This is a genomic window from Clostridium algoriphilum, from assembly GCF_020443705.1.
Lineage (GTDB): Bacteria > Bacillota > Clostridia > Clostridiales > Clostridiaceae > Clostridium_AD > Clostridium_AD algoriphilum.
Genome location: NZ_JAIZZK010000002.1, coordinates 1 through 23,057 on the forward strand (window position 1 = coordinate 1; position 23,057 = coordinate 23,057).

Genomic DNA, 23,057 nt, shown 5'->3' on the forward strand with positions numbered 1-23,057 from the left:
ACAATTATAACAAATAGAGGGGGTCATTGTTTTTTTTATTATAAAAGTAGCTTAAACCCTTGCTAATGCAAGGATTCAAATAAATAAAACAAAGATAGTGTTAACACTATCGCATTTAATAAGGAGGTTAAGGTATGAGCTTAAACATACGGTTTAGTATTTTAATTTGTGGAATTTCTTTTTCTGTAGCTATAATAAAATTGCTTATTAATAAAAAATTTAGTGAAAGAATATCTTTGATTTGGTTAATTAGTGCTATGGGAATTTTTATAATTTCTATATTTCCTAAAATTTTAGACGTTTTTGCTAGATTACTTGGTGTAGATTATCCACCTTCCATATTGTTTTTACTTGCTATTTTAATATTACTATTTATTTGTTTTTATCATTCCATTCAAATATCAATGCTAAATAACCAGGTTAGAGAACTAGCTCAAAATATGGTGGTAAAAGAAACAGAACATGCAGAAAATGTAAATTTCAAGTTGGATTATAAAAAGGACGATAACTTTGAAAATGATTTAATTGAGGAGGAGCATAGAATAAATGGGGATAATAAATAGTTTTAGTTTGTATATTATAATATTTTTATTAATAATTGTTTTTACTATGGTAGTAATTTTTATTATTAAGAATAATAAAATGAAGGAATTAAAAAAGAGAGATTTCATTATTGACAAAATTCTAAACTCAATTAAAATAAGTAATAATTTAGACGATTCTTTAATGGAGTTACTTTCTGTTTTAACTCAAATAGTTAAAGCTCCTACTTATGCTTTTTATGTTAATGATTATAAAAATAGTTCCTATATTTTAAAGGCAGCCAGAAGTATGCTGGATGGTAATATTACTATTAATCCTTCTTATAGTGGATTATTACCATACAAAAAAGAAAAATTTAGTATGCCCGCCGTATTAAGCAGTGACAAAATACCTGAAGAAATAAATTTTTTAAAACAAGGAGAAGTACCACTAATTTTAGTGCCTTTTAAAAATGAAAAGGGATTAATATTAATTGGACCTATTTCAAAAATATCTTCAAGAGAATTAAGGGATTTACAGCAGTTAAGTTTAAGAATCAATAGAATTTTAGACTTTTTACTTGAGAAAGAGGAAAATAAAAATAAGATTAAGCAAATAGTCTCTTCAGAAAATGCTGTAAAAAATATTTCTAATGTTTTTTCTGATATAAAAGAAATGATGGAAATACTTTTGAACATAGCAGTGAAATCCATTAATGCAAATGGAGGCTTATTTCTTTCAGAGGATAAAGGTACTTTTCAGGTAGAGAAAATTATAGGATTAGAAACTGAAAAACAAGAGTTATTAATAAGAGATACCCAAACCCAGTCTTTGCTCTTTGACTTAATCATTGATAAGGATATGATTTTTTTAACTAAAAAAGATAAGGACTTCTTTAAGATACCACCCTATTTTGTTACTGACGGAATAGAAGAACTTTTATTTGTAAAGGTAAATTCAGAAAAAGGAATTGGATTGTCAGTTTTTTGGTATAAAGATAGTCTATCTTCTAAGGATCACCAAATTGCTGCAATTAAAATATTATCAAAGAGGATGGGAGATTTAATTAATAATCACATTAACTATCAACGTATAGCATATTCTTATAAAGATATTTTAAAAACTTTAGCAAAACTTATTGATAATTTAAGCAAAAACACAGTGTCATATTCTGAGTTAATGTACCGTTATGCATTTGTTATTGCAAAAGAAATGAACCTGTCAAAGGAAGAGATAGAGGATATTTCTCTTGCAGCTTATTTAAGTAACATTGGTGTTATAGGCTTGATAGATCAGTTGCTAAATAAAAAAGGTAAATATAATGAAATAGAGTATGAAAATATGAAATTACATGCGCAAGCAGGAGCAGCAATAATTGAAGCAACTCTTGGGAATGTTCAAGTAGCGGCTTATATAAGACATCATCATGAACGTTATGATGGGTACGGTTACCCCTCTAGGTTAAAGGGAGAAGAAATACCATTAGGTGCAAGAATTATATTTGTGATTCAAACTTTTCTTGCGAAAATTATGAGCCGTGATTATAGATCAGCAATTTCTTTTGAGGAAGCACTAAATCAATTAAAAATAGCGAGTGGAACTCAACTAGATGAAAAAGTAGTAGAGGCATTTATTAGTTGGTTTGAGAAAAAAGAAAAGATTTTCAAAAATAAAAATTGTGCGTTAGGGAATTGTTGGGATATGCGTTGCTCTCCAGAGCATATTTGTATCAACTGTCCTGCATATAAGAATACTACTAAAAATTGTTGGGAGTTTGGGGGTGCGAATTGTATCAAACATGGGAATAAATGTGAAGATTGTTTTGTTCGTACTGAGTATTTATATAGGATGAAGTCGTAATGATAAGTAAAAGACATGATTTTAAAAATATTAAAAATTTTTCATTGTTTTATGGAATTGGTAACAGTGAAGAGTTATCTAAATATGATTTAACTATAGTTGAACCTTTAGGTCAAAATGAGATTAGTGTTAAAGAAATGCAAGCTAAAGGAACCTTAGTGATAGCTTATGTAAGTGTAGTAGAAATAATTGAAGCTTTTCCACATTATAAATTCTTAAGAGAAGAGGATTTTCTTAAAATAGATAATAATCGTGTTATGAACAAAGAATTTAATACCTATTTGATAAACTTAAAATCTGAGCGGTGGATTTCAATTTTAATGCATCATATTGGCAATTTGATCCTAAATAGTAATTATGATGGCATATTTCTTGATACCATGGGAGATGTTGAATTTTCAGTGTTTAATGAACAACAACAAGAGTCTTTAATTTGTGGAGCTGTAGATTTTATAACAAAAATTAGAGAGCAGTACGAGGATATTATAATAATTCAAAATAACGGATTTAACAAACTTATAGAAAGTACATTTAATTTTATTGATGGGGTATGCTGGGAAAACCCAAGGCTCTGGGATATTAATAATTCTGATTGGATTAAGTACATTACAGGTAAGTTAACTAATTTATCTAAAGAGCAAATGAAGGTTTTATTACTTTATGAGGAAAATAGTTTTACATCACAAGAGTTTGCTAAGATTAATCTTGCAGAAAAAATAGCAAAAATAAATAATTTCTTAATTTATAAAACAGAAAGCTATTGTTAAATTTAAAAAATACCGGTTAATAATTTATGGACATATCCAGGGCAGGTTATAGCTGGGGGTGTTATATTTTTACTGATTAATTTATCTTGGTTTAAAAAACTTCCACTATCAAAATGGAAGGGATATCACTGCATGGATAAGGATAAAAATAACTGACAGTAGTTGAATGGATGAAATGTTTAAGTTGTGTTATTGATAATTTGTTGCTATAATTTGTAATTGCTTATGATATACTTATATTAAGTTAATATACAGTAGGGAGAATAACATTAGTTATAATTTAAGAGAATTAAGCAGGTTATGATTTTTGTTATTTATTTGATATAAGTTAAAGAGGTATCCTTTTCATGGCTATAAAGTGAAGGAGGGGTTTTATGTTACATAATTATAAAACAAATAAAGTATTATTATCTTTAGCTTTAACGATGAGTATAACAGCTTCGACTATAGGTAATTTAGTACAAGCAGCTCAGACTGGTTCAATATCAATAGTAAATAAATCAATTAAATCGCCAGTGTATACTGTAACAACTATTACTGCGTTTAGGGCTAGAGTGGCTTATGCAATTGGACATAGGGAGGATTCACTCAATATAAGTTATAAGGGATCAGAAACTATTCCAAACTATAATGCATTTTTGCTTGAAGTAGTAACAACTGCTGCTAAGACAGCGGGGAGTGATTATGAGAAAAATCTATTAAAGGGTTATCATTATGATGGAGCGTCAACACCGACTTTATCTAATACACATTTCTCTTTAACATACGGATTTGATTATACAGAGACTGCAAAGCAAGTAGCTAAGGTAAATACAAAAGTTAAAGAGGTTTTAAGCCAAATAATAACACCTAGTATGACTGAGGGGCAAAGAATAAAGGCTATAAATTCATATATATGTAAGAAGGTAGCTTATGATATTTCTTACAATAATAAAAATAACACAGCATACGAAGCACTACTCGGAAGTGGAAAAAGCATGTGCATGGGTTATTCTTTACTAGCTTACAGAATGCTCACAGATGCAGGTGTAGAGTCTAGAATAGTTCTAGGAATTGCTGATGGTAAACATGCTTGGAATATGGTGAAAGTAGCAGGTAGTTGGTATCATTTAGACACAACTTGGAATGATCCATTGCCAGACTTAAGTGGAAGGGTATATGAAACTTATTCTTTGCGTAGTGATGTTCAAATGAAGCCTAGTCATGTTTGGATGAATTCATTATATCCAATTGCTGCTAAGTCATATATTAAGTCTACTGACGTAGTTATACCTAAATCACCAGTAGTACAATCTCACTCTGTAGTAGCACGTTACATGTCAGTTGAAAAAGGTAAATTATACGTGAAAGGACTTGCAAAGGGAGACATAATTACTGTATATCCCTCTAATCCTGCTGCATTAAAGGGAGCAAAACCAATATCTATAGTAACAGTAAAAAAGGGGTATTCATCCCTATGGGCTACGGCCAAAACAAATACTAAATATCTTTACGTCACTAAGACATCAGTGAATAAACTGCAATCAAACGCAATATCCATAAGGAATAGGTAGATGCAAGGTAATAAATGCATATAAAGTTATCACATTTACAACAATTATTACCAAATTATGGTATAATAAATGAAGCGAGCAGCTTAGTAGGAGGGACAAGATGAAATTAATTTGTAAATGTGGTAATGTTGAGGATATAAAAACTGATAAGAAAATTGAAAGATATGAATTTAGAACATGTGAGGATTCTACTTTAATATTAGTATGCAAGAACTGTAATGAAGTAGTATTTATAAAATAAAGAACGTTATGGACAGAACATAGAATTGATTTAATGATAAATTAAAAAAGTTGCAGGCAAATAAAAAAACAAGTCTTACATTTTTAATGTGAGACTTGTTTTTTTATTTGCCTGCTTTTTCAATAGAATCAGCAAGACATTCATCAATAACATCCTTACTAATTATAATAATATTTTTATTACTCATTAAATTCACTCTCCTTCGTCTTATATAAATAATAGCATGTTAATGTTAAAGGGATATTATATTAACATTAACATTCAGCAAACTTTTAATGATTATTCCTAGAGTTCAACAGTATTGTGTGTAAATTTAGTTTCTAAGAATTCACCTAAAAATGTGGAACCTAAAATAAGTACTCCTCCAATTATCTTAACAAATGTTATAGTTTCGCCTAAAAAAATTGAAGCTATAATTACAGCAGATATTGGGTCAATATAGCTTAAGATAGCTATAGATTGTCCCTTTAATTCTTTTATTGAAGAGAAATACATTAGATACGCGATTCCTGTATGAAGGATTCCAATCATTAATATAAAAATCCAAGCTTTAGAACCTATTTTACTTAAATTAAGATTGCCACGATAAACAATGCTTGGAAGTAATACTAAAGCAGATACAGATAATTGAATTAGCGTTGTTTCAAAGCCAGATAAATTTTTTATAAACTTATTCATTAAAATAATACTAGCATATAATACGGCGGCGGCGAGTCCATACATTATTCCAACTATATGATTGTACGAGCCCGATGGGTTATTACTTCCTATACTAACTATTAAGAACAGTCCACACATAGCCATAATAACGCAGAGAATTTTTGTGATTGTGAGTTTTTCTTTAAGAATTATAGGGGCTAGCATTATTACAAATACAGGAGCAAAATAGTAACTCAAAGTTGAGTTTGAAATAGTGGTATATTTGTATGCCTGAAATAAAAGAATCCAGTTAAAACCTAAAGCAACTCCAGACAAAATGAGAATTAATATATTCTTCTTTATTACTTTAAACGATATTTTTTGTCCCATTATAAGACCTGCAAGGAGTAAAAATATGCTACCTATAATAGCTCTTAAAAAAGCAATTTCCAAGGAGGGCAGGTTTATATTCTTTATAAAAACTCCTAAGCTTCCAAAAATAATCATAGCACTAATAATATTAAGTTTGTTTTTCATCTAATTCCTCCTAGCCTAGTTTGGACTAATTAATATTTTATATAATTATAATGAGATTATTTGACAATGTCAAATGATAGTCATTGATATAGACAATTTTGTAGCGTTATAAAAAACATTTATAACACTATAAATAATCTATATTTCTAAAATGAAATATATGAATGTATAATATAGTTAAAGAAAAAAGATCATTGTTAATAATGAAAGAGACGTAGCTAGGATACATTTAATAATTTCTACATTATATAAATGGAACAAAAACATTTAATATTCAAAGGAGTGTTAATAAATGATAAATTTAAAAGGTCAAGAATTATTAAGAAACCCTTTCTTAAATAGAGGAATCGCTTTTACAGAAGATGAAAGAAAAAAGTATGAAATTATAGGGTTATTACCAAACATAGTAAGAACTATTGAGGAACAAGAACAGATAATTTATCTAAGAACTAAAGATTTTGAAGATAAATTAGAAAAACGTAATTACTTAATGAATTTATATGATACTAACAGAACGCTTTTTTGCTATGTTATTGGTAAACACATTACTGAATTTCTTCCTATAATATATACTCCAACTATAGGTGATTCAGTAATAAATTATTCAAAAAATTACGATACTCCAAAGGATGCTGTTTTTCTTTCAGTAGATCATCCTGAAGACATTAAAAAATCTATTGAGAATTCTTTAAAAGATCTTGATGAAATAAAACTTATTGTTGTGACAGATGGTGAAGGTGTACTTGGAATAGGTGATTGGGGTGTTCAAGGAGTTGACATAGCCATAGGAAAACTGGCCGTATATACAGTAGCTGCAGGTGTAAATCCTAAAAATGTTCTTCCTATAGTAATTGATTCTGGAACAAATAACGAGATACTCCTAAATGATCCACTCTATATCGGGAATAAACACAAGAGAGTAATTGGAGGAAAGTACTATGATTTTATAGATGAATTTGTAAAGATTTCTAATGATTTATTTCCAGGGGTACTTCTTCACTGGGAAGACCTTGGACGTGGAAACGCAAGTGCTATTCTTAATAAATACAAATCAAAGATTTGTACATTTAATGATGATATACAAGGAACTGGAGTTATGATGGTTTCAGCAATGAGTGCTATTGCAAAGGTAACTGGGATACCAATTAGAGACCATAAAATATTAGTTTTTGGTGGCGGCACTGCAGGTGTTGGTGTATCAGATCAGATATTAATTGAAAAAATCCAGAGCGGATTAACTTATGAAGAAGCAATAAAACAGTTTTATCTTGTTGACCGTTTTGGTCTTATTACTGAAGATATGGAAAATCTTACTGAGGGTCAAAAAAAATATTCAAAAAGCATTGGTGAATTTGAAAAACCACTTACAGATCTCGCAGAAATAGTAGCTGCTGTTAAACCCACAGTACTTATTGGAACTTCTGGGGTTCGTGGTGCTTTCACAGAAAAAGCCATAAGAAAAATGGCAGAATTAAATGAGAAACCTGCTATTATGCCTATCTCAAATCCAACAAAACTTGCAGAGGCAAAAGCTACAGACTTAATAAACTGGACAGATGGTCGGGCATTGGTAGTAACAGGAAGTCCATCCGAGCCAATAATTCATAATGGGGTAACATATACCATTGGTCAGGCTAATAATGCACTTCTGTACCCAGGCTTAGGACTTGGTATAATAGTTGCAAAAGCTAAAACTGTATCCAATGGAATGTTATCAGCTGCAGCTCATGGAATTGCTTCTCTTCAAGATTTTTCAAAGACCGGAGCTGCAATTTTACCATCAGTTGAAAAACTTAGACAAGCATCAAAACTTGTTGCAATTGCTGTGGTGAAGCAAGCAGTTAAAGAGGGGTTAAATCGTATAGAAATTACAGATGCTAAGAAGGCAGTGGAAGATAATATATGGGAACCAATCTATAAATAAGTTATACTAAATTACTATAGGAATAGTTCCTATAGTAATTTGTGATTTGGTACATTATTTGCTTAAAATAAATTAATAGTGTATGCTCATTTTTTAAGGAGTTGTGATAAATGAACATAAGAGATTTGGAATACTTCTATTATTTGTGCCAAAATAAAAATTTTACAAAAACTGCACAAGAGTTTTTTGTTTCGCAGCCTTCAATAACAATGGCACTACATAGAATAGAAAAAGAACTAGGGGAAACACTTATAATTAGAAATCAATCTAAAGCACAACTTTCGTTAACGCAAGCAGGTAAAATCCTTGAGAAACGAGCATACAATGTACTCAATGAAATAAAAGAAGCAAAACTCGAAATATCAAGAATAAGTGGAGCAAAAATTAAATTGGGGGTTCCACCAATGATTGGTGGTTATTTTTTTCCGTCAATTATGAAGGCTTTAGATATAAGGGGTCTTGTTGACGACATTGAACTTGTCGAAACGGGTTCCGCAGATATGAAAAAATTACTAGTTTCTGGTGAAGCAGATATTGCATTAATAGGTTCAACTTCTCCTATAAAAGATAATATGCTTAATGCTACTATTCTAAAAATAGATCGATTTATGGTTTGTACAAATAATAGTAATCAATTTTTAGGCAAAGATGAAATTAACTTTAATGAGATCGAAGATGAGCGTTTTATTGTCTTAGGCGATTCATATATTCATAATCAAGTGTTTAAAGATCTTTGTTTAAAGAAAGGTGTTTCCACTAAAAATTTATATTTCACAGCTGAAATACAAACAGCTAATTCTCTAATAGCATCAGGCCTTGGTATAGGAATAATGATTAACATGGCAGTTGAAAATATGGAATCTATAAAAACAGTACCTTTAGTTCCTGCTATAAATTTCTACATATCTATTGCTACAAAAAAAGAACATTATATGACTACAAAGGAAGAAGAGATAATGAAAATAATACTTAGTAGCTGAGGTTAAACTTGGCTACTATTTTAATTTGTTTATTAACATCTGTTTATACAATACTTTTATACCAAATATAGATAATATTTATGAGATTTAGTATGAATTCATGCATAAAATGAAAATAATCATAGCAATTATAAATTAACCGAATATTAATAATAGTACAGAGAATAAAGCAGCAACACGTGGAAATGTAAAATACCAATAAGGAGGTATAGCTAATGGGTAAAATAATTGACTTAAAAAAGGAATATGAGGTTTATATTGAAGACATTAAAGAAATGAAAGGTAGTATAGATACTGAAAAAAATAATGAAATTAAAGAAACTCAAAAAGATTCTTTGTCAGTTATTCATCAATTTGTTGAAGCCTTTTATAGGGACGAGGGACAAGAAAAAGGAGAAATACACCCTTATGAAATAAATGGTTTCGAAGTAGGCTTAATTTCGTATCTTAATCTTTTAGAAAAGGGTCTACTACCATATTCTATTAAAAATATAAACGTTCTCGCTGTTAAAAAATTCGAGAGACTTACTAATTTATTTCCAGAAGTTCCTATTCCACAAGAATTCTATATAGGTTTTTTGAAAGGCTTTTGTAGTCTTTATAAAAAATATATGTAATAATAAAAATATTTATTTTTAACTAAGTAAAGATATTGTCTTTCGTTAGTTTGCTTTTTCATTTCTTATAAAATAATCATTTTTGCATGATAGCTATGTTATAATATTCTATATAAAATAAGCCACATAAAAATAATTTTATGTGGCTTATTAACTTAGGGGGAATAGTACTATTTACTTAAAGGAGGAGTTATAATGTTATACAGAAAGTTTGGGAAGACAAATGAAATGGTTTCAGCTTTGGGATTTGGATGTATGAGGCTTCCACTTCTTCCAGGAGGAGATCCGACTAAAATAGATGAAGAAAAAGCAATAAAGTTAGTTCGTTTTGCTATTGATGAAGGGGTTAATTATATAGACACTGCTTATCCTTATCATGGAACAGGAATGCAAGAAGGTGGTGCAAGTGAGCCATTTGTAGCAAAAGTATTAAAAGATGGTTACCGAGAGAAAGTTAAACTTGCTACAAAACTTCCTAGTTGGCTTATAAAAACAAGAGAAGATATGGACAAATACCTAAATGAGCAATTACAAAGACTTGAGACAGATAGTATAGATTTTTACTTAGTTCATGCGCTTAATGCTGGAGTGTGGGCAACGCTTAAAGAAGCAGGTATTTCTGAATTTTTAGACCAAGCTATAAAAGATGGAAGAATAAAGCATGCAGGATTTTCATTCCATGATAAACTGGATCTTTTTAAAGAAATAGTTGATTATTATGATTGGTCATTTTGCCAAATTCAGTACAATTATTTAGATGAAGATTTTCAGGCTGGAACAGAAGGCTTAAAGTATGCTTCACAAAAGGGCTTAGGAATTACAATTATGGAACCGCTTAGAGGTGGTAAGCTAGCATCTAATCTTCCGGCAGAGGCTTATAAGGTATTTGATAAGACCAATATAAAAAGAACACCAGTTGATTGGGCGTTAAGTTGGGTATGGAACCACTCAGAAGTAGCAGTAGTTTTAAGCGGAATGAATGAAATGAACCAAATTATAGAGAATATAAAAACAGCAAGCGAAACGAAAGCAAATTCATTAACTCAAAAAGAATTAAATCTAATAGCTGAGGTTAAAACGATTATTAAGGAAAAAGTAAAAGTTAATTGTACAGCTTGTGAGTACTGTATGCCATGTCCATCAGGTGTGAATATTCCTGGATGTTTTACTTTTTATAATAATTACCATATGTTTGGCAAAGAGGAGAATTACAACCGATTTCTTACATCTAAGCAAAAGGCATCGAATTGCGTAGAGTGTGGTAAATGTGAAACTCATTGTCCACAAGGAATTTCAATACGCGCGGAATTAAAAAACGTTAAAACATTATTTGAATAGGATTTAAAATAATTATATTTAAGAAAAAAATTAAACTGAAATATATAATTAGTTATACACGAGTGAATGTGTATAGCTAATTTTTTTATACGATTATTTTAAAAAAATTAGCATTGAGCTTTAAGGTAAACAAATACTACAGAAAATTAGTTGGTGAATGAGATGAATAAGGAACATAAAAATAAAGGAATTTAATATATATCGTAGAATTAGTTAAATCAATGAACTTTATACAAATAATGGAGGAATACAAAAATATGAGAAAGATAATATTAGTGGTATTAAGTGGTTTTATTATAATATCTTCAATGTTTGTCATATCATTTGGAAATAACAAAATAGGTAGCCATATATCTACGACAAGAAATGAAAGAAAATTGTTTGCGGCAATACAAAATAATGATATTTCATCTGTAAAAAAGTTAATTCAAAAGGGTGTAAATATTAATTCGAAAGATGAGTTAGGATTCACTCCAATTTCACAATCAATCAAAATGAAAAATTTAGAGTTAACAAAGTATCTTATAAGTGAAAATGCAGATATAAATACTCTAGTTAAATCTGAAAAAACATGTTTAATACTTGCAGTAGAAACAAATAGAATTGACCTCGTTAATCTAGTAATACCAAAAATCAAAGATATTAATGCTAAAGATAATGATGGAGAAACAGCACTAGAAGAAGCAGTTAAAACAGATAATAAAGATATAGTAGAACTCTTGATTAGTAAGGAGGCAAATTTAAATACAATGGATGCTCAGAAAAGTACTCCTTTATCAGTTATTAAAAGTGAATCAATGATGAATTTGTTATTAAGTAAGGGGTCTAACGCTGATACTATGGTTTTTGCAGGAGATGGTGAAACTGATGAAACAGCTATAGAGGTAGCAAAGTATATCGTGGCAATTTTACCTAATTAACTTAGAAAACTAAAGTATGAAAGGGGTATACAGGGTGGTAAAAAATAAAACGAAAATATTAAGATTTAGAAAAAGAGGAGTTTCAAAAATAGTAATGTCAATATTCATTGGGGCGGTTCTGATTGTAACTGCAGCATTTGGGTTTATAGTTCAGTCTAAGAACTCAAAAGCTGCAACCCAATCAGCTAAGATGGTGGCATTACGGAAGGAAACGGAAGATGCTCAGGCAATTAAGAACCACCAACGAATTGAGTATGATATATACAATGATATGCATAATATGATTAATTCAGTTGTAATCGCTGACGATGTGCGGACGAAAGAAGAAATCACGGAAGCCAAAATTGCATCGTTAACTAAAGAAGTAACCGTTTCCCAATTTTCAGACAAAGACGACGTACTTGCAATACTTAATAAATGGGCAGCCGGTGACTTTACGCAAGCAGACAAAGACCATAATTATGTGTGGGGTAATTTACAAGGAACTGTAGGAGTAGCAACTGGAGTAGATGTGGCAGCAATACCAAAATGGGCGAAAGTTGTGGCAAAAGCAAAGAAAGAGAATAGTCAATAGAATAAAGGCTATGCTGAAACTTTAAAACATCTCCTATCAAATACAAATTGGATTAATACAACCCCCGTAAAATAGTATATAGCCACATGTTGGATATTGATTCCAGCAGGTGGCTATATGTTTACATAAGTGTAGGTTGTACTTAAAATATAATTCAAGTAATTTAAAGCTATTATAATATTATAAACTTTTAATTTTATTATATTTGTTTAGTCTATGCATATTAGGTGCTTTGGTGAATTAGACAGTACTTCTGATCCATTTTCAGTGATTACAAGAAGATCTTCTATTCGTACTCCACCAAATCCCGGTATATATATTCCTGGTTCATCTGTTACTACCATACCTGATTGTAGTAGTTGCTTGTTTCCATATCCAACTGTAGGTGCTTCATGGATTTCTCTTCCTACACCGTGGCCAAGACTATGTCCAAAGTACTCTCCATAACCTTTGTCTTCTATATAATCTCTTGCAATTTTATCTACACTTGTGGCAGGTATATTCGGTTTAAAAGTTCTTAAAGCCAGTTTTTGAGCTTCGAGTACAGTGTTATATATTTCTACCATTTTTTCTGATGGCTTTCCAATTACAATTGTTCTTGTCATATCAGAACAATATCCTTTGTAAACACACCCAAAGTCAAGAGTTAAAAATTCACCTTCATTTACAACCTTATCTGTAGCCTGCCCATGTGGTAAACTTGATCTAACACCAGATGCGATGATGGAAGGAAAAGATAATTCTTGTGCTCCTAATTTTTTCATTTTAAATTCAAGCTCAAGTCCTATTTCTCTTTCTGTCATTCCAGATTTTATAAATTTAAGTAGATGTCCAAAAGCCTCATCTGCAATTTGGGCTGCTTTTTTTATTAACTTTAGTTCTGATTCGTCCTTTATAGTTCTTATAGTCTCAATTATCTTCTCTATAGGAACGAATTCACACTGAACTTTACTTTTATAAAGACTATAATCACTAAAGGAAAGTATATCTTCTTCAAAGCCAAGTCTTTTTATATTATTATCTTTAACTAATTCGCCTAAAAAATCTGGAAGGTTTTTAGAGTGTTCTAATATTTCATAGTTCTTAACCTGTTGCTTTGCCTGTTCAGTAAACCTCGAGTCTGTAATGAAAAATGCTTTATTTTCAGTTATAACTGAGTAACTCTCGTTTCCTGTAAACCCACTTAAATAATTTCTGTTAGGATCTCCTACAAGAAGTACAGCATCAATGTCTTTAGCTTTCATTGAATCTCTTAACTTTAATATTCTTTCCTTATACATATTTTTCCCCCATAATCGTTTTTTGAAAAACTCATAATATGATTACTACACACTTCAAACGCTTGAGTAAGGAAACAATATAATGTTGAAAAATATATACCATTTCGCAAAACCTCACTTTTACTTGAACGTCATCTTTAGTATATAACATTCTAGATTAACTTTATTATTCCTTTATTTTGTATTATCTATAGCACATATTTGCAACTCCTTCATCCAACTTAAGTTTTGTTCATTAAAAACAATTTAGTAAAGAGATTACACTTTGGTTATACTATTAAAAAAGCGAGGTGTTAATAATGGCTATAGCCCATAGAACAGTAATTTCATTCGGTCTTGTTGCTATTCCAATATCCATGTATACTGCTACACAAGATAACGACATTCATTTTAACCAGCTCCACAAAGAGGATAACTCGCGAATAAAATACAAGAAGACTTGTGGTCATTGTGGTAAAGAAGTTACAACAAAAGATATCATTAAAGGATATGAATATGATAAAGAGCATTATGTAGTTGTAACAGATGATGATTTAGAAAAAATTAAAACTGAAAAAGAAAGATCCATACAGATATTGCACTTTGCACAACTAAATCAAATATCTCCCATTTTCTATGACAAAACATATCAAGCAATCCCAGATGCTGGTGGTGATAAAGCTTTTGAGCTTTTACGTGCAGCTCTTATGTCCGAGCAAAAGATTGCCATTGGCAAAACTGTTATGGGGACAAGGGAGACTTTACTTGCTATCATTCCACGAGAAGATGGAATATTAATTTCCAAAATGTTTTATGAAGATGAAATTAAAGACCTACCCAAAACTTATAATAAACCCGAGTTGTCAGAGGCTGAACTTACAATGGCAAATACCCTTATTAACTCAATGATTACTCCCTTTAATCCAGCAGAATATAAGGATGAGTATCAGATAAAGCTACGAGAATTACTTGAAACAAAAATATCCGGGCAAGATATTGTTGCATCTAAGTCGGAAGCTCCAAGTAATATAATTAATCTTATGGATGCATTGAAGGCGAGCATTGAGCAAAATAAAGTTAAAGAAGCTCCGAAGCCTAAGGTAAAGAAGAAAAGAATTCCAAAAGGTGCATAATGGATCTATTTGAGAGTAAAAACATAAAGCCTATGCTAATTGGTGAAATGCAAGATGCGTTTGACAGCCCTGAATATATTTTTGAGTTAAAGCTAGATGGGGAACGATGTATTGCTTACTTGGATAATGATGTTACTGAACTGCGCAACAAACGAAATATGAGGATGCTTGTAAAAGTTCCAGAACTGACTAACATACACAAACAGATCAAACGACGTTGCATTTTAGATGGTGAATTGATTGTTGTTAAGGATGGTAAGCCTGATTTCTTTGAGATTCAGAGGCGGTCTTTAATGTCAAACACCTTTAAAATCCATCTTGCGTCATCTAAATTACCGGCCAGTTTTATCGCATTTGATATACTTTACTATGAAGATCATGCTGTCACAGATTTGCCCTTGATGCAACGTAAAAAGTTACTAGATAAGGTAGTTAAGGAAAATGAACGCATTGCTATTTCTCGATATATCGAGGAACGTGGAGTTGAATTTTATCAGCTTGCTAAGCAAAAGCAATTAGAGGGCATAGTCGCTAAGAGAAAAGAAAGTAAATATTATTTAGATAAACGAACTAAGGAATGGATAAAAATCAAGAATCTTTTGGATGATGACTTTGTAGTGTGTGGTTATATTTTTAAAGAGAATGGTGTAATTAGCGTAGTACTTGGTCAATATTTGAGCAAACAATTGTTATACAAAGGACATGTTACTCTAGGAATATCAACAGCAGATTTTCACATAATAAAATCCATGCCTGAAATAAGCATGCAACCTTTTAATGATTTGCCTTCAGGGAATGATAATGCGATGTGGATAGAACCTAGCCTAGTGTGCACCGTAATATTCATGATGAAAACTTCTAAGGGCTCGTTGAGGCAACCTGTATTTAAAGGTCTAAGAGATGATAAAGACCCTAAAGATTGTTTACTTAATTAGCATCAATGCTATGTAGAACCACAGGAGGTAATTATGGATTTAAAACAAGCTAAAGAGTTTTCTTACGACGCAATATATGAAATTTCTCAAATGGTAACTCTTATTAAAGATCAAACAGAGGAAATTGAATATTTAAAAGATAAGCTTTTAGAAGCTACAACATTTATCAAAGAAACAAATGAAAACAAAATATATATAAAAAAATAAAAGAAGCCTGAAGCTAGTATAAATTTAGAGTAGGCATCTAAAATTATATAGTGTGGATGATGAAATAATATATGGGAATCTGATGTGTCTTCATGAATTTACCAATTTAATATAACATAAAAAAAACCCATCTTAATGGTGGGTTTTTATGTTTTAAAATATTTTTTTAAATATTTACTTAGCTGTATTTCTATAGTATGATATATATATAAATAATTTATTGGAGGTCTAAAACATGAAAATGAAAAAGAGTAAATCAATGACAATAGACATAAATGCATTACAATTAAATTGTAGAAAATTTACAACTTCAGAAATTGGACGGGGAATAGGAATTAAACCTGCTAAAAAAGGAAGAAGAAGTTATAATAGAAGGCAAAAACACCAAACTGATGAGGTTTACCATAAAACTACCTACTTAATGTAGACTATTTGCAAGTATAGTTAAAATGTTGAGCTTGGTAAACCTCTAGTAATAATTTAATAGTATAAATAAGCTTAAAGCTATACTTCGGTATGGCTTTTTTATATTGTTATTAAGTAATATAGTTATATAATAATTATGATTAACTAAAGCAACTATGTATATGGAGATATTTATAAAAGTATATAGAATCATGTAAAATAATGCTATAATTTTCATAAGTTATTACAATATTCTTATGAGATAGAAGAATGTCAACTACAGGTTGCTTTTAGAAACACTGAGTAGGTTTGTCTTTTTACTGCAGAATGCTACAATTAAAGCATAAAGTCGAAAGGGGATAGAAAAATGAAAATAGGCGAAAAAATAGCTAAGGCAAGAAAAAATATAAATTTAACACAAGACCAATTAGCCGAATTATTAGTAGTTACAAGGCAGACTATTTCCAAATGGGAATCTAATTTAGCTTTTCCAGAAACTGCAAAAGTTTCGAAATTAGCTGAAGTGCTGAAGGTAAGTTGTGATTATCTATTGAGGGATGATAAGTCAATGACAGCTGAAGTATCTATGCAGAGTTCAAATAGTTATGTTGTTGACTGGACTAAACTTTATCCTATTCTTGGGGAATATCAAAACACTGTAGATTATAAGCAATATCATAACATATTTACTAAGATGATAAAAGAGATGATGACAACATATAATTATTCTTTAGATAATACAATTTTGGTTCTCAAAGATTTGCTATACAAAGCATATCTAGATAAGCAGAAGGAAGAAAAATAAAGCAATGGAAAAGGTGAAATTTAAAGTCGTGAGGTTGTGAATAAGTGTGAGCATAAAACCATTGTGAGTAAATCAAAAAATAAAAGTATTGGAGGGTAAAGTGTGGTATTTATATATTACTTACTAGCATTGGTATCTGGATTTGCAGTAACCTTACAGGTTGGTATAAATGGTCAACTTCGTTCAAAAATAGGAAATCCTATACTTTCATCCCTTATTAGCTTTGGTGTAGGAACTCTAGGTCTTGCAATAGTATTTTTCTCTACTGTAATAATTGGTTCTAGCGTATTGCCAACTGCTAATAATATTAAAAATACAAGTTGGTGGATGTACATAGGAGGGTTATTTGGAGCATTTTATATATTTACAACCATATTCGCTTCTCCTAAAATTGGATTTGCCAATATGTTTAGTCTTATTATATGTGGACAAATAATCCTTGCTGTTATATTTGACCATTTTGGGTTATTAGGAAATCCAATTCATTTACTAACTCCACTAAGAACACTAGGAATTATTTTATTAGTCTTAGGTGTTTATATTATTCAAACTCATTAATAGAGACATACATTTAAATCTTAATTTTTGCAAATTGTCCAATACTCATATTACATGGTAAGTTTCGATCTATATATTTTATATGTACAATATATAGATACTTAAATTATGAATAGTTTATCTGCATTTAGTACAGATAAACTTGTAAGTGGATTTTATTTAAAATTTAATAATGGGAATTACAATAATTTTAAGCCTGAGGTTAGTTTAAATACTAGCTTCAGGCTTTTGTTTTTGACAACTGAAACTGTCTAAATTATCAAATTAACGAAAATTAATGTGCTTTTTATGCTGAATCAAATCGATTGAACCAAGTACAATATGCGCTACACCGAAGCCTACTACTCCAGCACCAACCATAGGTGCCACTTCCATTACAAGCATTGCTATTCCAGCTCCAGTGACTATTATACCTAAAGTGAGTGGTATTTTTCCTTCTCGAACCATATTAGCCCTCCTAATATATTTATATTAATATATATTTTATATAAAAAAACTAATTTTAAACATGTATTATTTTCTATATATTAGTTAAGTCATATTTATTTGAGTTAAAACATAAAAGTGATTATTAAATTAAATAGTACATATAACAATTATAAATGTAGTTGTTCTTAAATTAGAATATTTTATGTTTTGTCATAACTTTCATTTTGAAAAATAAATATATATATAAAGAGAATGCAGAGAAGGGAGAAAAAATGGGCGTATATACAACGAAATTAATTGATTTATTTATGGATGGTAAAAATTGGACAAGAGCGGATACTTTAAATGCATATGATTATTTACATGGTGCTTTTTATGAAAATGAAATAAATATAAATATAAAAGAATGTGAACCTAGTAAAATATCGTGGGGTATAATTCATTTATGTGATATTTTGAAAGGTGAAGGTATGTATGGTTCAAATGGTGTTCAGGATGAAATAAGAAACAGTATTTTAGCAGTAATGGAGAATTTGAATGTAATAACAAAAGGGCAATATAAAAGTATAACTGATTACTTATACAAATATTATTAAATAAGAAAATTGCAATCAAGTAATCTTTCAACACAAAAATCATACCCAACACCAATAACTAACAAAGCAGATATTAACTTATCTGCTTTGTCTTTTGTTCGCGTTTTAGCTTTCTGCTGAGTTTAAATAGTTGTACGTTTGGCTTAACATATACACTTTTGACACTTACTTCTTTTAAGAGTGATTTAAGAATGCTTATATAGACTAATCTAAACTACGTATTCAAAAGGGAGAGCAAAGCAGTATTCAAAAATATATAAGAATAGAATATTTATAAATGGGTTATATTAATATCAATTGAAATTTTAAGATATATTATTTAAGATATCTTTGTACTTATAAGAAAGATATATAAAATCCTGTTTTTATCATATTATAAATTTTAATAGAAAGAAGGATATAAATGACAACTGAAGCAAAAATACAATTAACTTCATCAGAACTAGGTATATTATGGATGACTTATCAATCAACATGCGCAACGATAATAAAGTGTGAATTTATGAAAGATAAAACTATAAATAAAGAGGCTCAAAACATAATAATCACCTATATTAATGAAGGACAAAGTGTAAAAGATAAAATTGTGTCTGTATTTAATAATGAAAAAGCAGTTATCCCAATAGGGTTTGATGAACGCGATATTGTAAGGGAAGCACCTGCTCTATTTGATGACATTTTTAATATAATGACTCTTCGCCAAATGATGAAATTAAATTTTGGTCATTCTGCTGTATTTTCAGCTATGTCATATATGAAAGAAGTTCAAGATATATTAAAGACTAACTATGATATTGCTAATAAATATTATGTTATATCAACAGACTATCTATTAGGAAAAGGAGTGCTTGCAAGACCACCATATGTAGCTATGCCAAAACAAGTAGAATTTATTGAAGATAAAAATTATATGAGTGGAACAAATATATTTTCTGATAAACGCTCATTAAATACAATTGAGGTTGGTTTTCTTAATGAAGCTATTGAAGATAACATTTTTGGTATGCAGTTGATGACAGGATTTTCACAAGTTGCAACAGATAATGAGGTTAAAAAATACTTTTTAGAGGGTAAAGAATTAGCAAAAAAAATTATCACTAATTTAAGTAATATATTATCACAAAGTGATATCCAGCCCCCGAGCACATGGGCAGGTAAAGCTACAGATTCAACTAAGACGCCTTATTCAGATAAACTGATGATGTATACAACTAGTTTAATATCTAGCTCAGCAATAGGTTATAATGCTTTAGGTACGTCTTTTAGTATGAGAAGTGATTTACATACTAAACTTTCACTTATTGCAAAGGATACATTTGGTTATGCAAAAAAAGGTGGAAAACTAATGATTGAACATAAATGGATGGAAGAACCGCCTCAAATGGAAGACCGAAATCAGCTTACAAAATAAAAGAATAAATATAGGGACATAGATAAGGTTACAATGTTATTTTTTTATAAAAACGAGTGTAACGCCAGCTGAAAGAGTAGTAGAGGATATATCTTTACTGCTTTTTTTATTTCATTTATTTTATCTAATGATATTAAATCATAATCCGTGGGGAGAAGAGGCATTCAAATTTATTAACAAAGGTTTAAATTCTTTAGGTTCATCTTTTAGTTTGAGAAGCGATTTACATGCAAAACTTTCATCATTGAATTTTTACTTTTTCATTATAAAATCCTTTATCTTTACTGAAACATTTGGCATATTTGAACCCAATATTAATTAAATCCAGAACTCCACAACCTCTATAACATTGATAATTTATTTCCGCTTCAGTCATACCTGATTTATAAAGTATTTTTCGGTTTTTTTCGTTATCCATTGTATAAGCGAACGCCCTTTCTTTAGAAGTAGCAGCACAACTTAAAATTTCAATACTGTTTATTAATTCTAACTTTTCATTATTTGTTAAACTCATTATTACACACTCCTGTCAATTTACTTGGCGTATATATTTAAAACATGGTAGTTCCATATTACAAATTTCTTCACCATAATTTATAGCATATCTACTAACAATTTTTAATAAACTCAAGTACCATATGTAATTATGTCCAACATTACCATATATATACAGTTAATGGATATCATTATCAATGCAAATATATCAACATTTTAAAAGTGATCGCATTAATTAAATTTATAAAAATGTAGATTATAAGCATTATATTTACTTAATATGAATGCATTCTTCTTATATAACGCAACAATCCATATCTAAATTTATCCACATATTAAGAAGTAATTATGTTATGTTGCTTCTTTATTTTCTGTGACTTAAAGTAGTTACCTTGGTACATAATTCTTAGTGCTATTTTCTTGCGCCTTTTAAATGGTTATTAAGTAATATAGTTATAAATAATCAGGATTAACCAGAGTTGTTTGGCAAGTGTGGAATATTGTCCATTTATTCTAAATAAAATAGAAGATAGTATCTTGATTAAAAGGAGGTTTAATATGAGAAAGAAAATTTTTATATTAAGTATTATAACTGTTTCAATTTTACTTACACTAACAGGATGTGTTCCAGGAGATGGAAGCTATACATCTTCAAATCCAGCAGGATTCTTTTGGGGTATTTGGCATGGATGGATTTCACCTATTTCACTTATAATAGGGCTGGTTAGCAAAAACATTAGAATTTATGAAGTAATAAATTCAGGCTGGTGGTATGACTTTGGATTTTATATTGCAGTTATTAGTGGATTTGGTGGGCTGTCTTTATTTCGTAAAAAGAGCTCAAATAAGAGGGATAATTAGACTTTAACAGAATTAGTAATTAGAATGCTGACAGATGGATGGTATACATTCAAAATATCAAAGCAAATCTGATGAAATAACTTCCCTTACGAACGGAAAATCGTTAACACTTATAGAAATATATACAACTATAACGCAACAACCCCTATATAAATTTATGGCACATATAAAGAAGTAATAAGGTCATATTGCTTCTTTATTATCTGGGACTTAAAGTAGTTACCTTGGGCATAATATTGTTAATGCATATAGAACGTAATGTTCATAATTACTTCATCAATCGTAAATATACGATATACGAATAATAATTTGTGTTTACAGGGGGGATGTTTTGGTATTTAATTTAGAATTTACTCTTCAAGAAGGGAGATGAAGAAAATGAAAATTACTTTATTGCCGAAAACTGATTTGGGGAAATGGGCTACCGTGTTGAGTATTGCTTTTATCATCTTAATTTTCTTTAAAATACAATACAGCATACATGTCCCTACATTTACTATTGCTGCGTTGGGATTGACAGGATTTGTTGTTGGCATCATAGCAATCATCAAAAGGGACAGATTTATGGGGAGTTTTCTTTCAATCTTAGTAGGACTGGTAATCATTCTCTGGATTATAGGTGAATTTACAAATCCTCACTAAGAATACATAGTAACGTTGTTTACCAAGGAAACGAAAGTAATATTGTTGATGGAGTAAGTTATAAAGAATTATTGATACATTTTCTAAATAACCTTTAGAATTAAGCATGAAAGTATATTAATAACATACTGAAAAGGGGCGAACAATAAAATTAATCATTTTACCGTTGTCAATACTTTTAAGTTTGATACCAAGTGTATTATTAAGCTATGGTTTAAACGGATACTATTTATGAAGGAGATGATAATATGAAAATTAGCTTTTTACCAAAATCTCGTTTGGGTAATTGGGCAGTAGGGTTGAGTATTTTTTTCTTATTAGTAGCTATATTTTTTTATATTTTTGCTGAAAGGCTACATGTCATTACTTCTGACATGTTAGTAACAATATTCGGAGCTACATCAATCATTGCATCAGTAATTGCTTTTTTTATAGGTGTTGTAGCTATTATAAAAAACAAAGAGCGCTCTGTTCTGGTTTTTCTGGCTATTTTCATAGGTTTCGTTGTTTTAGCATTTATTATTGGCGATATTTTAGGCTTTCCCGATGTCTGATTAAATCGCAATGTTCTTATAAAATGCAACAACCCCTATACAAATTTATGGCAAATATTAAGAAGTAATAAGGTTATGTTGCTTCTTTATTTTTGGGGACTTAAAGTAGTTACCTTGGGCATAATATTATTAATACATATTTGATAAGAGGTGTTGTAGCTATGACTAAACATAATACTACTAAACAAAACAGAAAACCTAATAGATTAATTAATGAAAAGTCTCCATACCTTCTGCAACATGCATATAACCTAGTAAATTGGTTTCCATGGGGAGATTTATTTTACTCGTTTAT

At 29.9% G+C, this 23,057-nt stretch carries 26 protein-coding genes and 1 pseudogene; 23 read left to right on the top strand and 4 right to left on the bottom strand.

Annotation, left to right across the window (positions count from 1 at the left end; genetic code table 11):
- Positions 1-134: 134 nt before the first annotated feature.
- From LGK95_RS02245 to LGK95_RS02265, 5 genes are all read left to right on the top strand, one after another.
- Complete coding sequence (locus LGK95_RS02245; RefSeq protein WP_226121786.1) at positions 135-563, top strand: DUF2304 domain-containing protein; 429 nt, start codon at positions 135-137, stop codon at positions 561-563.
- Complete coding sequence (locus tag LGK95_RS02250) at positions 547-2,382, top strand: HD-GYP domain-containing protein (protein WP_226121788.1); 1,836 nt, start codon at positions 547-549, stop codon at positions 2,380-2,382. Before LGK95_RS02245 ends, LGK95_RS02250 begins: the two co-directional genes overlap by 17 nt.
- A complete protein-coding gene (locus LGK95_RS02255) occupies positions 2,382-3,149 on the top strand; it encodes an endo alpha-1,4 polygalactosaminidase (RefSeq protein WP_226121790.1) in 768 nt (255 codons plus the stop codon). Before LGK95_RS02250 ends, LGK95_RS02255 begins: the two co-directional genes overlap by 1 nt.
- A gap of 374 nt (positions 3,150-3,523) precedes the next feature.
- The gene (locus LGK95_RS02260) at positions 3,524-4,702 is read left to right on the top strand and encodes a transglutaminase domain-containing protein (protein WP_226121792.1); all 1,179 of its coding nucleotides are present in this window, start codon (positions 3,524-3,526) and stop codon (positions 4,700-4,702) included.
- 100 nt (positions 4,703-4,802) lie between these two features.
- Positions 4,803-4,943 carry a hypothetical protein gene (locus LGK95_RS02265; RefSeq protein ID WP_226121794.1) on the top strand — a complete coding sequence of 47 codons (141 nt, stop codon included), beginning with the start codon at positions 4,803-4,805 and terminating at the stop codon, positions 4,941-4,943.
- Positions 4,944-5,228: 285 nt separating this feature from the next.
- On the opposite strand, the gene LGK95_RS02270 is transcribed toward LGK95_RS02265, so the two are convergent.
- Positions 5,229-6,119, bottom strand: coding sequence for a DMT family transporter (locus LGK95_RS02270; RefSeq protein ID WP_226121796.1), 891 nt, complete (start codon positions 6,117-6,119; stop codon positions 5,229-5,231).
- Positions 6,120-6,411: 292 nt separating this feature from the next.
- Here LGK95_RS02270 and LGK95_RS02275 point away from each other — a divergent pair, with 292 nt between their 5' ends.
- The 6 genes from LGK95_RS02275 (at position 6,412) to LGK95_RS22640 (ending at position 12,472) form a co-directional block, all read left to right on the top strand.
- Positions 6,412-8,043, top strand: coding sequence for an NAD-dependent malic enzyme (locus tag LGK95_RS02275; RefSeq protein ID WP_226121798.1), 1,632 nt, complete (start codon positions 6,412-6,414; stop codon positions 8,041-8,043).
- Between the two features lie 110 nt (positions 8,044-8,153).
- Positions 8,154-9,023 (top strand): LysR family transcriptional regulator, encoded by an 870-nt coding sequence (locus LGK95_RS02280; RefSeq protein WP_226121800.1) that lies wholly within the window; start codon positions 8,154-8,156, stop codon positions 9,021-9,023.
- Positions 9,024-9,238: 215 nt separating this feature from the next.
- A complete protein-coding gene (locus tag LGK95_RS02285; protein ID WP_226121802.1) occupies positions 9,239-9,640 on the top strand; it encodes a hypothetical protein in 402 nt (133 codons plus the stop codon).
- Between the two features lie 195 nt (positions 9,641-9,835).
- A complete protein-coding gene (locus tag LGK95_RS02290) occupies positions 9,836-10,978 on the top strand; it encodes an aldo/keto reductase (RefSeq protein ID WP_226121804.1) in 1,143 nt (380 codons plus the stop codon).
- A 257-nt stretch (positions 10,979-11,235) separates the two neighbouring features.
- The gene (locus LGK95_RS02295) at positions 11,236-11,898 is read left to right on the top strand and encodes an ankyrin repeat domain-containing protein (RefSeq protein ID WP_226121806.1); all 663 of its coding nucleotides are present in this window, start codon (positions 11,236-11,238) and stop codon (positions 11,896-11,898) included.
- 34 nt (positions 11,899-11,932) lie between these two features.
- Complete coding sequence (locus LGK95_RS22640; RefSeq protein WP_226121808.1) at positions 11,933-12,472, top strand: DUF6241 domain-containing protein; 540 nt, start codon at positions 11,933-11,935, stop codon at positions 12,470-12,472.
- 209 nt (positions 12,473-12,681) lie between these two features.
- Here LGK95_RS22640 and LGK95_RS02305 read toward each other — a convergent pair whose 3' ends face one another.
- Positions 12,682-13,752 (bottom strand): M24 family metallopeptidase, encoded by a 1,071-nt coding sequence (locus LGK95_RS02305; protein ID WP_226121810.1) that lies wholly within the window; start codon positions 13,750-13,752, stop codon positions 12,682-12,684.
- Between the two features lie 299 nt (positions 13,753-14,051).
- On the opposite strand from LGK95_RS02305, the gene ku reads away from it, so the two are divergent.
- From ku to LGK95_RS02335, 6 genes are all read left to right on the top strand, one after another.
- A complete protein-coding gene (ku, locus tag LGK95_RS02310) occupies positions 14,052-14,864 on the top strand; it encodes a non-homologous end joining protein Ku (RefSeq protein WP_226121812.1) in 813 nt (270 codons plus the stop codon).
- Entirely contained in the window at positions 14,864-15,799 is a 936-nt protein-coding gene (locus tag LGK95_RS02315) for an ATP-dependent DNA ligase (RefSeq protein ID WP_226121814.1), read from the top strand. The genes ku and LGK95_RS02315 overlap by 1 nt, the downstream gene beginning before the upstream one ends.
- 33 nt (positions 15,800-15,832) lie before the next feature.
- Positions 15,833-16,006 carry a hypothetical protein gene (locus tag LGK95_RS02320; protein ID WP_226121815.1) on the top strand — a complete coding sequence of 58 codons (174 nt, stop codon included), beginning with the start codon at positions 15,833-15,835 and terminating at the stop codon, positions 16,004-16,006.
- Positions 16,007-16,241: 235 nt separating this feature from the next.
- Positions 16,242-16,433 (top strand): hypothetical protein, encoded by a 192-nt coding sequence (locus LGK95_RS02325; protein ID WP_226121817.1) that lies wholly within the window; start codon positions 16,242-16,244, stop codon positions 16,431-16,433.
- A gap of 345 nt (positions 16,434-16,778) precedes the next feature.
- Positions 16,779-17,216 (top strand): helix-turn-helix domain-containing protein, encoded by a 438-nt coding sequence (locus tag LGK95_RS02330; RefSeq protein WP_226121819.1) that lies wholly within the window; start codon positions 16,779-16,781, stop codon positions 17,214-17,216.
- Positions 17,217-17,318: 102 nt separating this feature from the next.
- Entirely contained in the window at positions 17,319-17,774 is a 456-nt protein-coding gene (locus LGK95_RS02335) for a DMT family transporter (protein WP_226121821.1), read from the top strand.
- Between the two features lie 264 nt (positions 17,775-18,038).
- On the opposite strand, the gene LGK95_RS02340 is transcribed toward LGK95_RS02335, so the two are convergent.
- Positions 18,039-18,221 carry an asparagine synthase gene (locus LGK95_RS02340; protein ID WP_226121823.1) on the bottom strand — a complete coding sequence of 61 codons (183 nt, stop codon included), beginning with the start codon at positions 18,219-18,221 and terminating at the stop codon, positions 18,039-18,041.
- A 206-nt stretch (positions 18,222-18,427) separates the two neighbouring features.
- Between LGK95_RS02340 and LGK95_RS02345 the strand changes: the two genes are divergently transcribed.
- Together LGK95_RS02345 and LGK95_RS02350 are read left to right on the top strand one after the other, a co-directional pair.
- Positions 18,428-18,799 (top strand): hypothetical protein, encoded by a 372-nt coding sequence (locus LGK95_RS02345; protein WP_226121825.1) that lies wholly within the window; start codon positions 18,428-18,430, stop codon positions 18,797-18,799.
- A 403-nt stretch (positions 18,800-19,202) separates the two neighbouring features.
- Positions 19,203-20,210 carry a DUF3231 family protein gene (locus LGK95_RS02350; protein WP_226121827.1) on the top strand — a complete coding sequence of 336 codons (1,008 nt, stop codon included), beginning with the start codon at positions 19,203-19,205 and terminating at the stop codon, positions 20,208-20,210.
- A 241-nt stretch (positions 20,211-20,451) separates the two neighbouring features.
- On the opposite strand, the gene LGK95_RS02355 is transcribed toward LGK95_RS02350, so the two are convergent.
- Positions 20,452-20,724, bottom strand: a complete 273-nt coding sequence (locus LGK95_RS02355; RefSeq protein ID WP_226121829.1) for a hypothetical protein — start codon at positions 20,722-20,724, stop codon at positions 20,452-20,454.
- A gap of 539 nt (positions 20,725-21,263) precedes the next feature.
- On the opposite strand from LGK95_RS02355, the gene LGK95_RS02360 reads away from it, so the two are divergent.
- The 4 genes and pseudogenes from LGK95_RS02360 to LGK95_RS22750 all read left to right on the top strand — a co-directional run.
- Positions 21,264-21,566 (top strand): hypothetical protein, encoded by a 303-nt coding sequence (locus LGK95_RS02360; RefSeq protein ID WP_226121831.1) that lies wholly within the window; start codon positions 21,264-21,266, stop codon positions 21,564-21,566.
- A 378-nt stretch (positions 21,567-21,944) separates the two neighbouring features.
- Entirely contained in the window at positions 21,945-22,208 is a 264-nt protein-coding gene (locus LGK95_RS02365; protein ID WP_226121833.1) for a hypothetical protein, read from the top strand.
- Positions 22,209-22,456: 248 nt separating this feature from the next.
- On the top strand, positions 22,457-22,762 hold the full coding sequence (locus LGK95_RS02370; protein ID WP_226121835.1) for a hypothetical protein: 306 nt from the start codon (positions 22,457-22,459) through the stop codon (positions 22,760-22,762).
- 161 nt (positions 22,763-22,923) lie between these two features.
- A pseudogene (locus LGK95_RS22750) lies at positions 22,924-23,040 on the top strand (DUF255 domain-containing protein); the annotation flags it as partial.
- Positions 23,041-23,057: the final 17 nt, after the last annotated feature.

Excerpts from the sequence above, each read along its gene's own strand:
- LGK95_RS02245 (WP_226121786.1), top strand. The coding sequence starts at position 135 with ATGAGCTTAAACATACGGTTTAGTATTTTAATTTGTGGAATTTCTTTT.
- LGK95_RS02250 (WP_226121788.1), top strand. The coding sequence starts at position 547 with ATGGGGATAATAAATAGTTTTAGTTTGTATATTATAATATTTTTATTA.
- LGK95_RS02255 (WP_226121790.1), top strand. The coding sequence starts at position 2,382 with ATGATAAGTAAAAGACATGATTTTAAAAATATTAAAAATTTTTCATTG.
- LGK95_RS02260 (WP_226121792.1), top strand. The coding sequence starts at position 3,524 with ATGTTACATAATTATAAAACAAATAAAGTATTATTATCTTTAGCTTTA.
- LGK95_RS02265 (WP_226121794.1), top strand. The coding sequence starts at position 4,803 with ATGAAATTAATTTGTAAATGTGGTAATGTTGAGGATATAAAAACTGAT.
- LGK95_RS02270 (WP_226121796.1), bottom strand. The coding sequence starts at position 6,119 with ATGAAAAACAAACTTAATATTATTAGTGCTATGATTATTTTTGGAAGC.
- LGK95_RS02275 (WP_226121798.1), top strand. The coding sequence starts at position 6,412 with ATGATAAATTTAAAAGGTCAAGAATTATTAAGAAACCCTTTCTTAAAT.
- LGK95_RS02280 (WP_226121800.1), top strand. The coding sequence starts at position 8,154 with ATGAACATAAGAGATTTGGAATACTTCTATTATTTGTGCCAAAATAAA.
- LGK95_RS02285 (WP_226121802.1), top strand. The coding sequence starts at position 9,239 with ATGGGTAAAATAATTGACTTAAAAAAGGAATATGAGGTTTATATTGAA.
- LGK95_RS02290 (WP_226121804.1), top strand. The coding sequence starts at position 9,836 with ATGTTATACAGAAAGTTTGGGAAGACAAATGAAATGGTTTCAGCTTTG.
- LGK95_RS02295 (WP_226121806.1), top strand. The coding sequence starts at position 11,236 with ATGAGAAAGATAATATTAGTGGTATTAAGTGGTTTTATTATAATATCT.
- LGK95_RS02305 (WP_226121810.1), bottom strand. The coding sequence starts at position 13,752 with ATGTATAAGGAAAGAATATTAAAGTTAAGAGATTCAATGAAAGCTAAA.
- ku (WP_226121812.1), top strand. The coding sequence starts at position 14,052 with ATGGCTATAGCCCATAGAACAGTAATTTCATTCGGTCTTGTTGCTATT.
- LGK95_RS02315 (WP_226121814.1), top strand. The coding sequence starts at position 14,864 with ATGGATCTATTTGAGAGTAAAAACATAAAGCCTATGCTAATTGGTGAA.
- LGK95_RS02320 (WP_226121815.1), top strand. The coding sequence starts at position 15,833 with ATGGATTTAAAACAAGCTAAAGAGTTTTCTTACGACGCAATATATGAA.
- LGK95_RS02325 (WP_226121817.1), top strand. The coding sequence starts at position 16,242 with ATGAAAATGAAAAAGAGTAAATCAATGACAATAGACATAAATGCATTA.
- LGK95_RS02330 (WP_226121819.1), top strand. The coding sequence starts at position 16,779 with ATGAAAATAGGCGAAAAAATAGCTAAGGCAAGAAAAAATATAAATTTA.
- LGK95_RS02340 (WP_226121823.1), bottom strand. The coding sequence starts at position 18,221 with ATGGTTCGAGAAGGAAAAATACCACTCACTTTAGGTATAATAGTCACT.
- LGK95_RS02350 (WP_226121827.1), top strand. The coding sequence starts at position 19,203 with ATGACAACTGAAGCAAAAATACAATTAACTTCATCAGAACTAGGTATA.
- LGK95_RS02355 (WP_226121829.1), bottom strand. The coding sequence starts at position 20,724 with ATGAGTTTAACAAATAATGAAAAGTTAGAATTAATAAACAGTATTGAA.
- LGK95_RS02360 (WP_226121831.1), top strand. The coding sequence starts at position 21,264 with ATGAGAAAGAAAATTTTTATATTAAGTATTATAACTGTTTCAATTTTA.
- LGK95_RS02365 (WP_226121833.1), top strand. The coding sequence starts at position 21,945 with ATGAAAATTACTTTATTGCCGAAAACTGATTTGGGGAAATGGGCTACC.
- LGK95_RS02370 (WP_226121835.1), top strand. The coding sequence starts at position 22,457 with ATGAAAATTAGCTTTTTACCAAAATCTCGTTTGGGTAATTGGGCAGTA.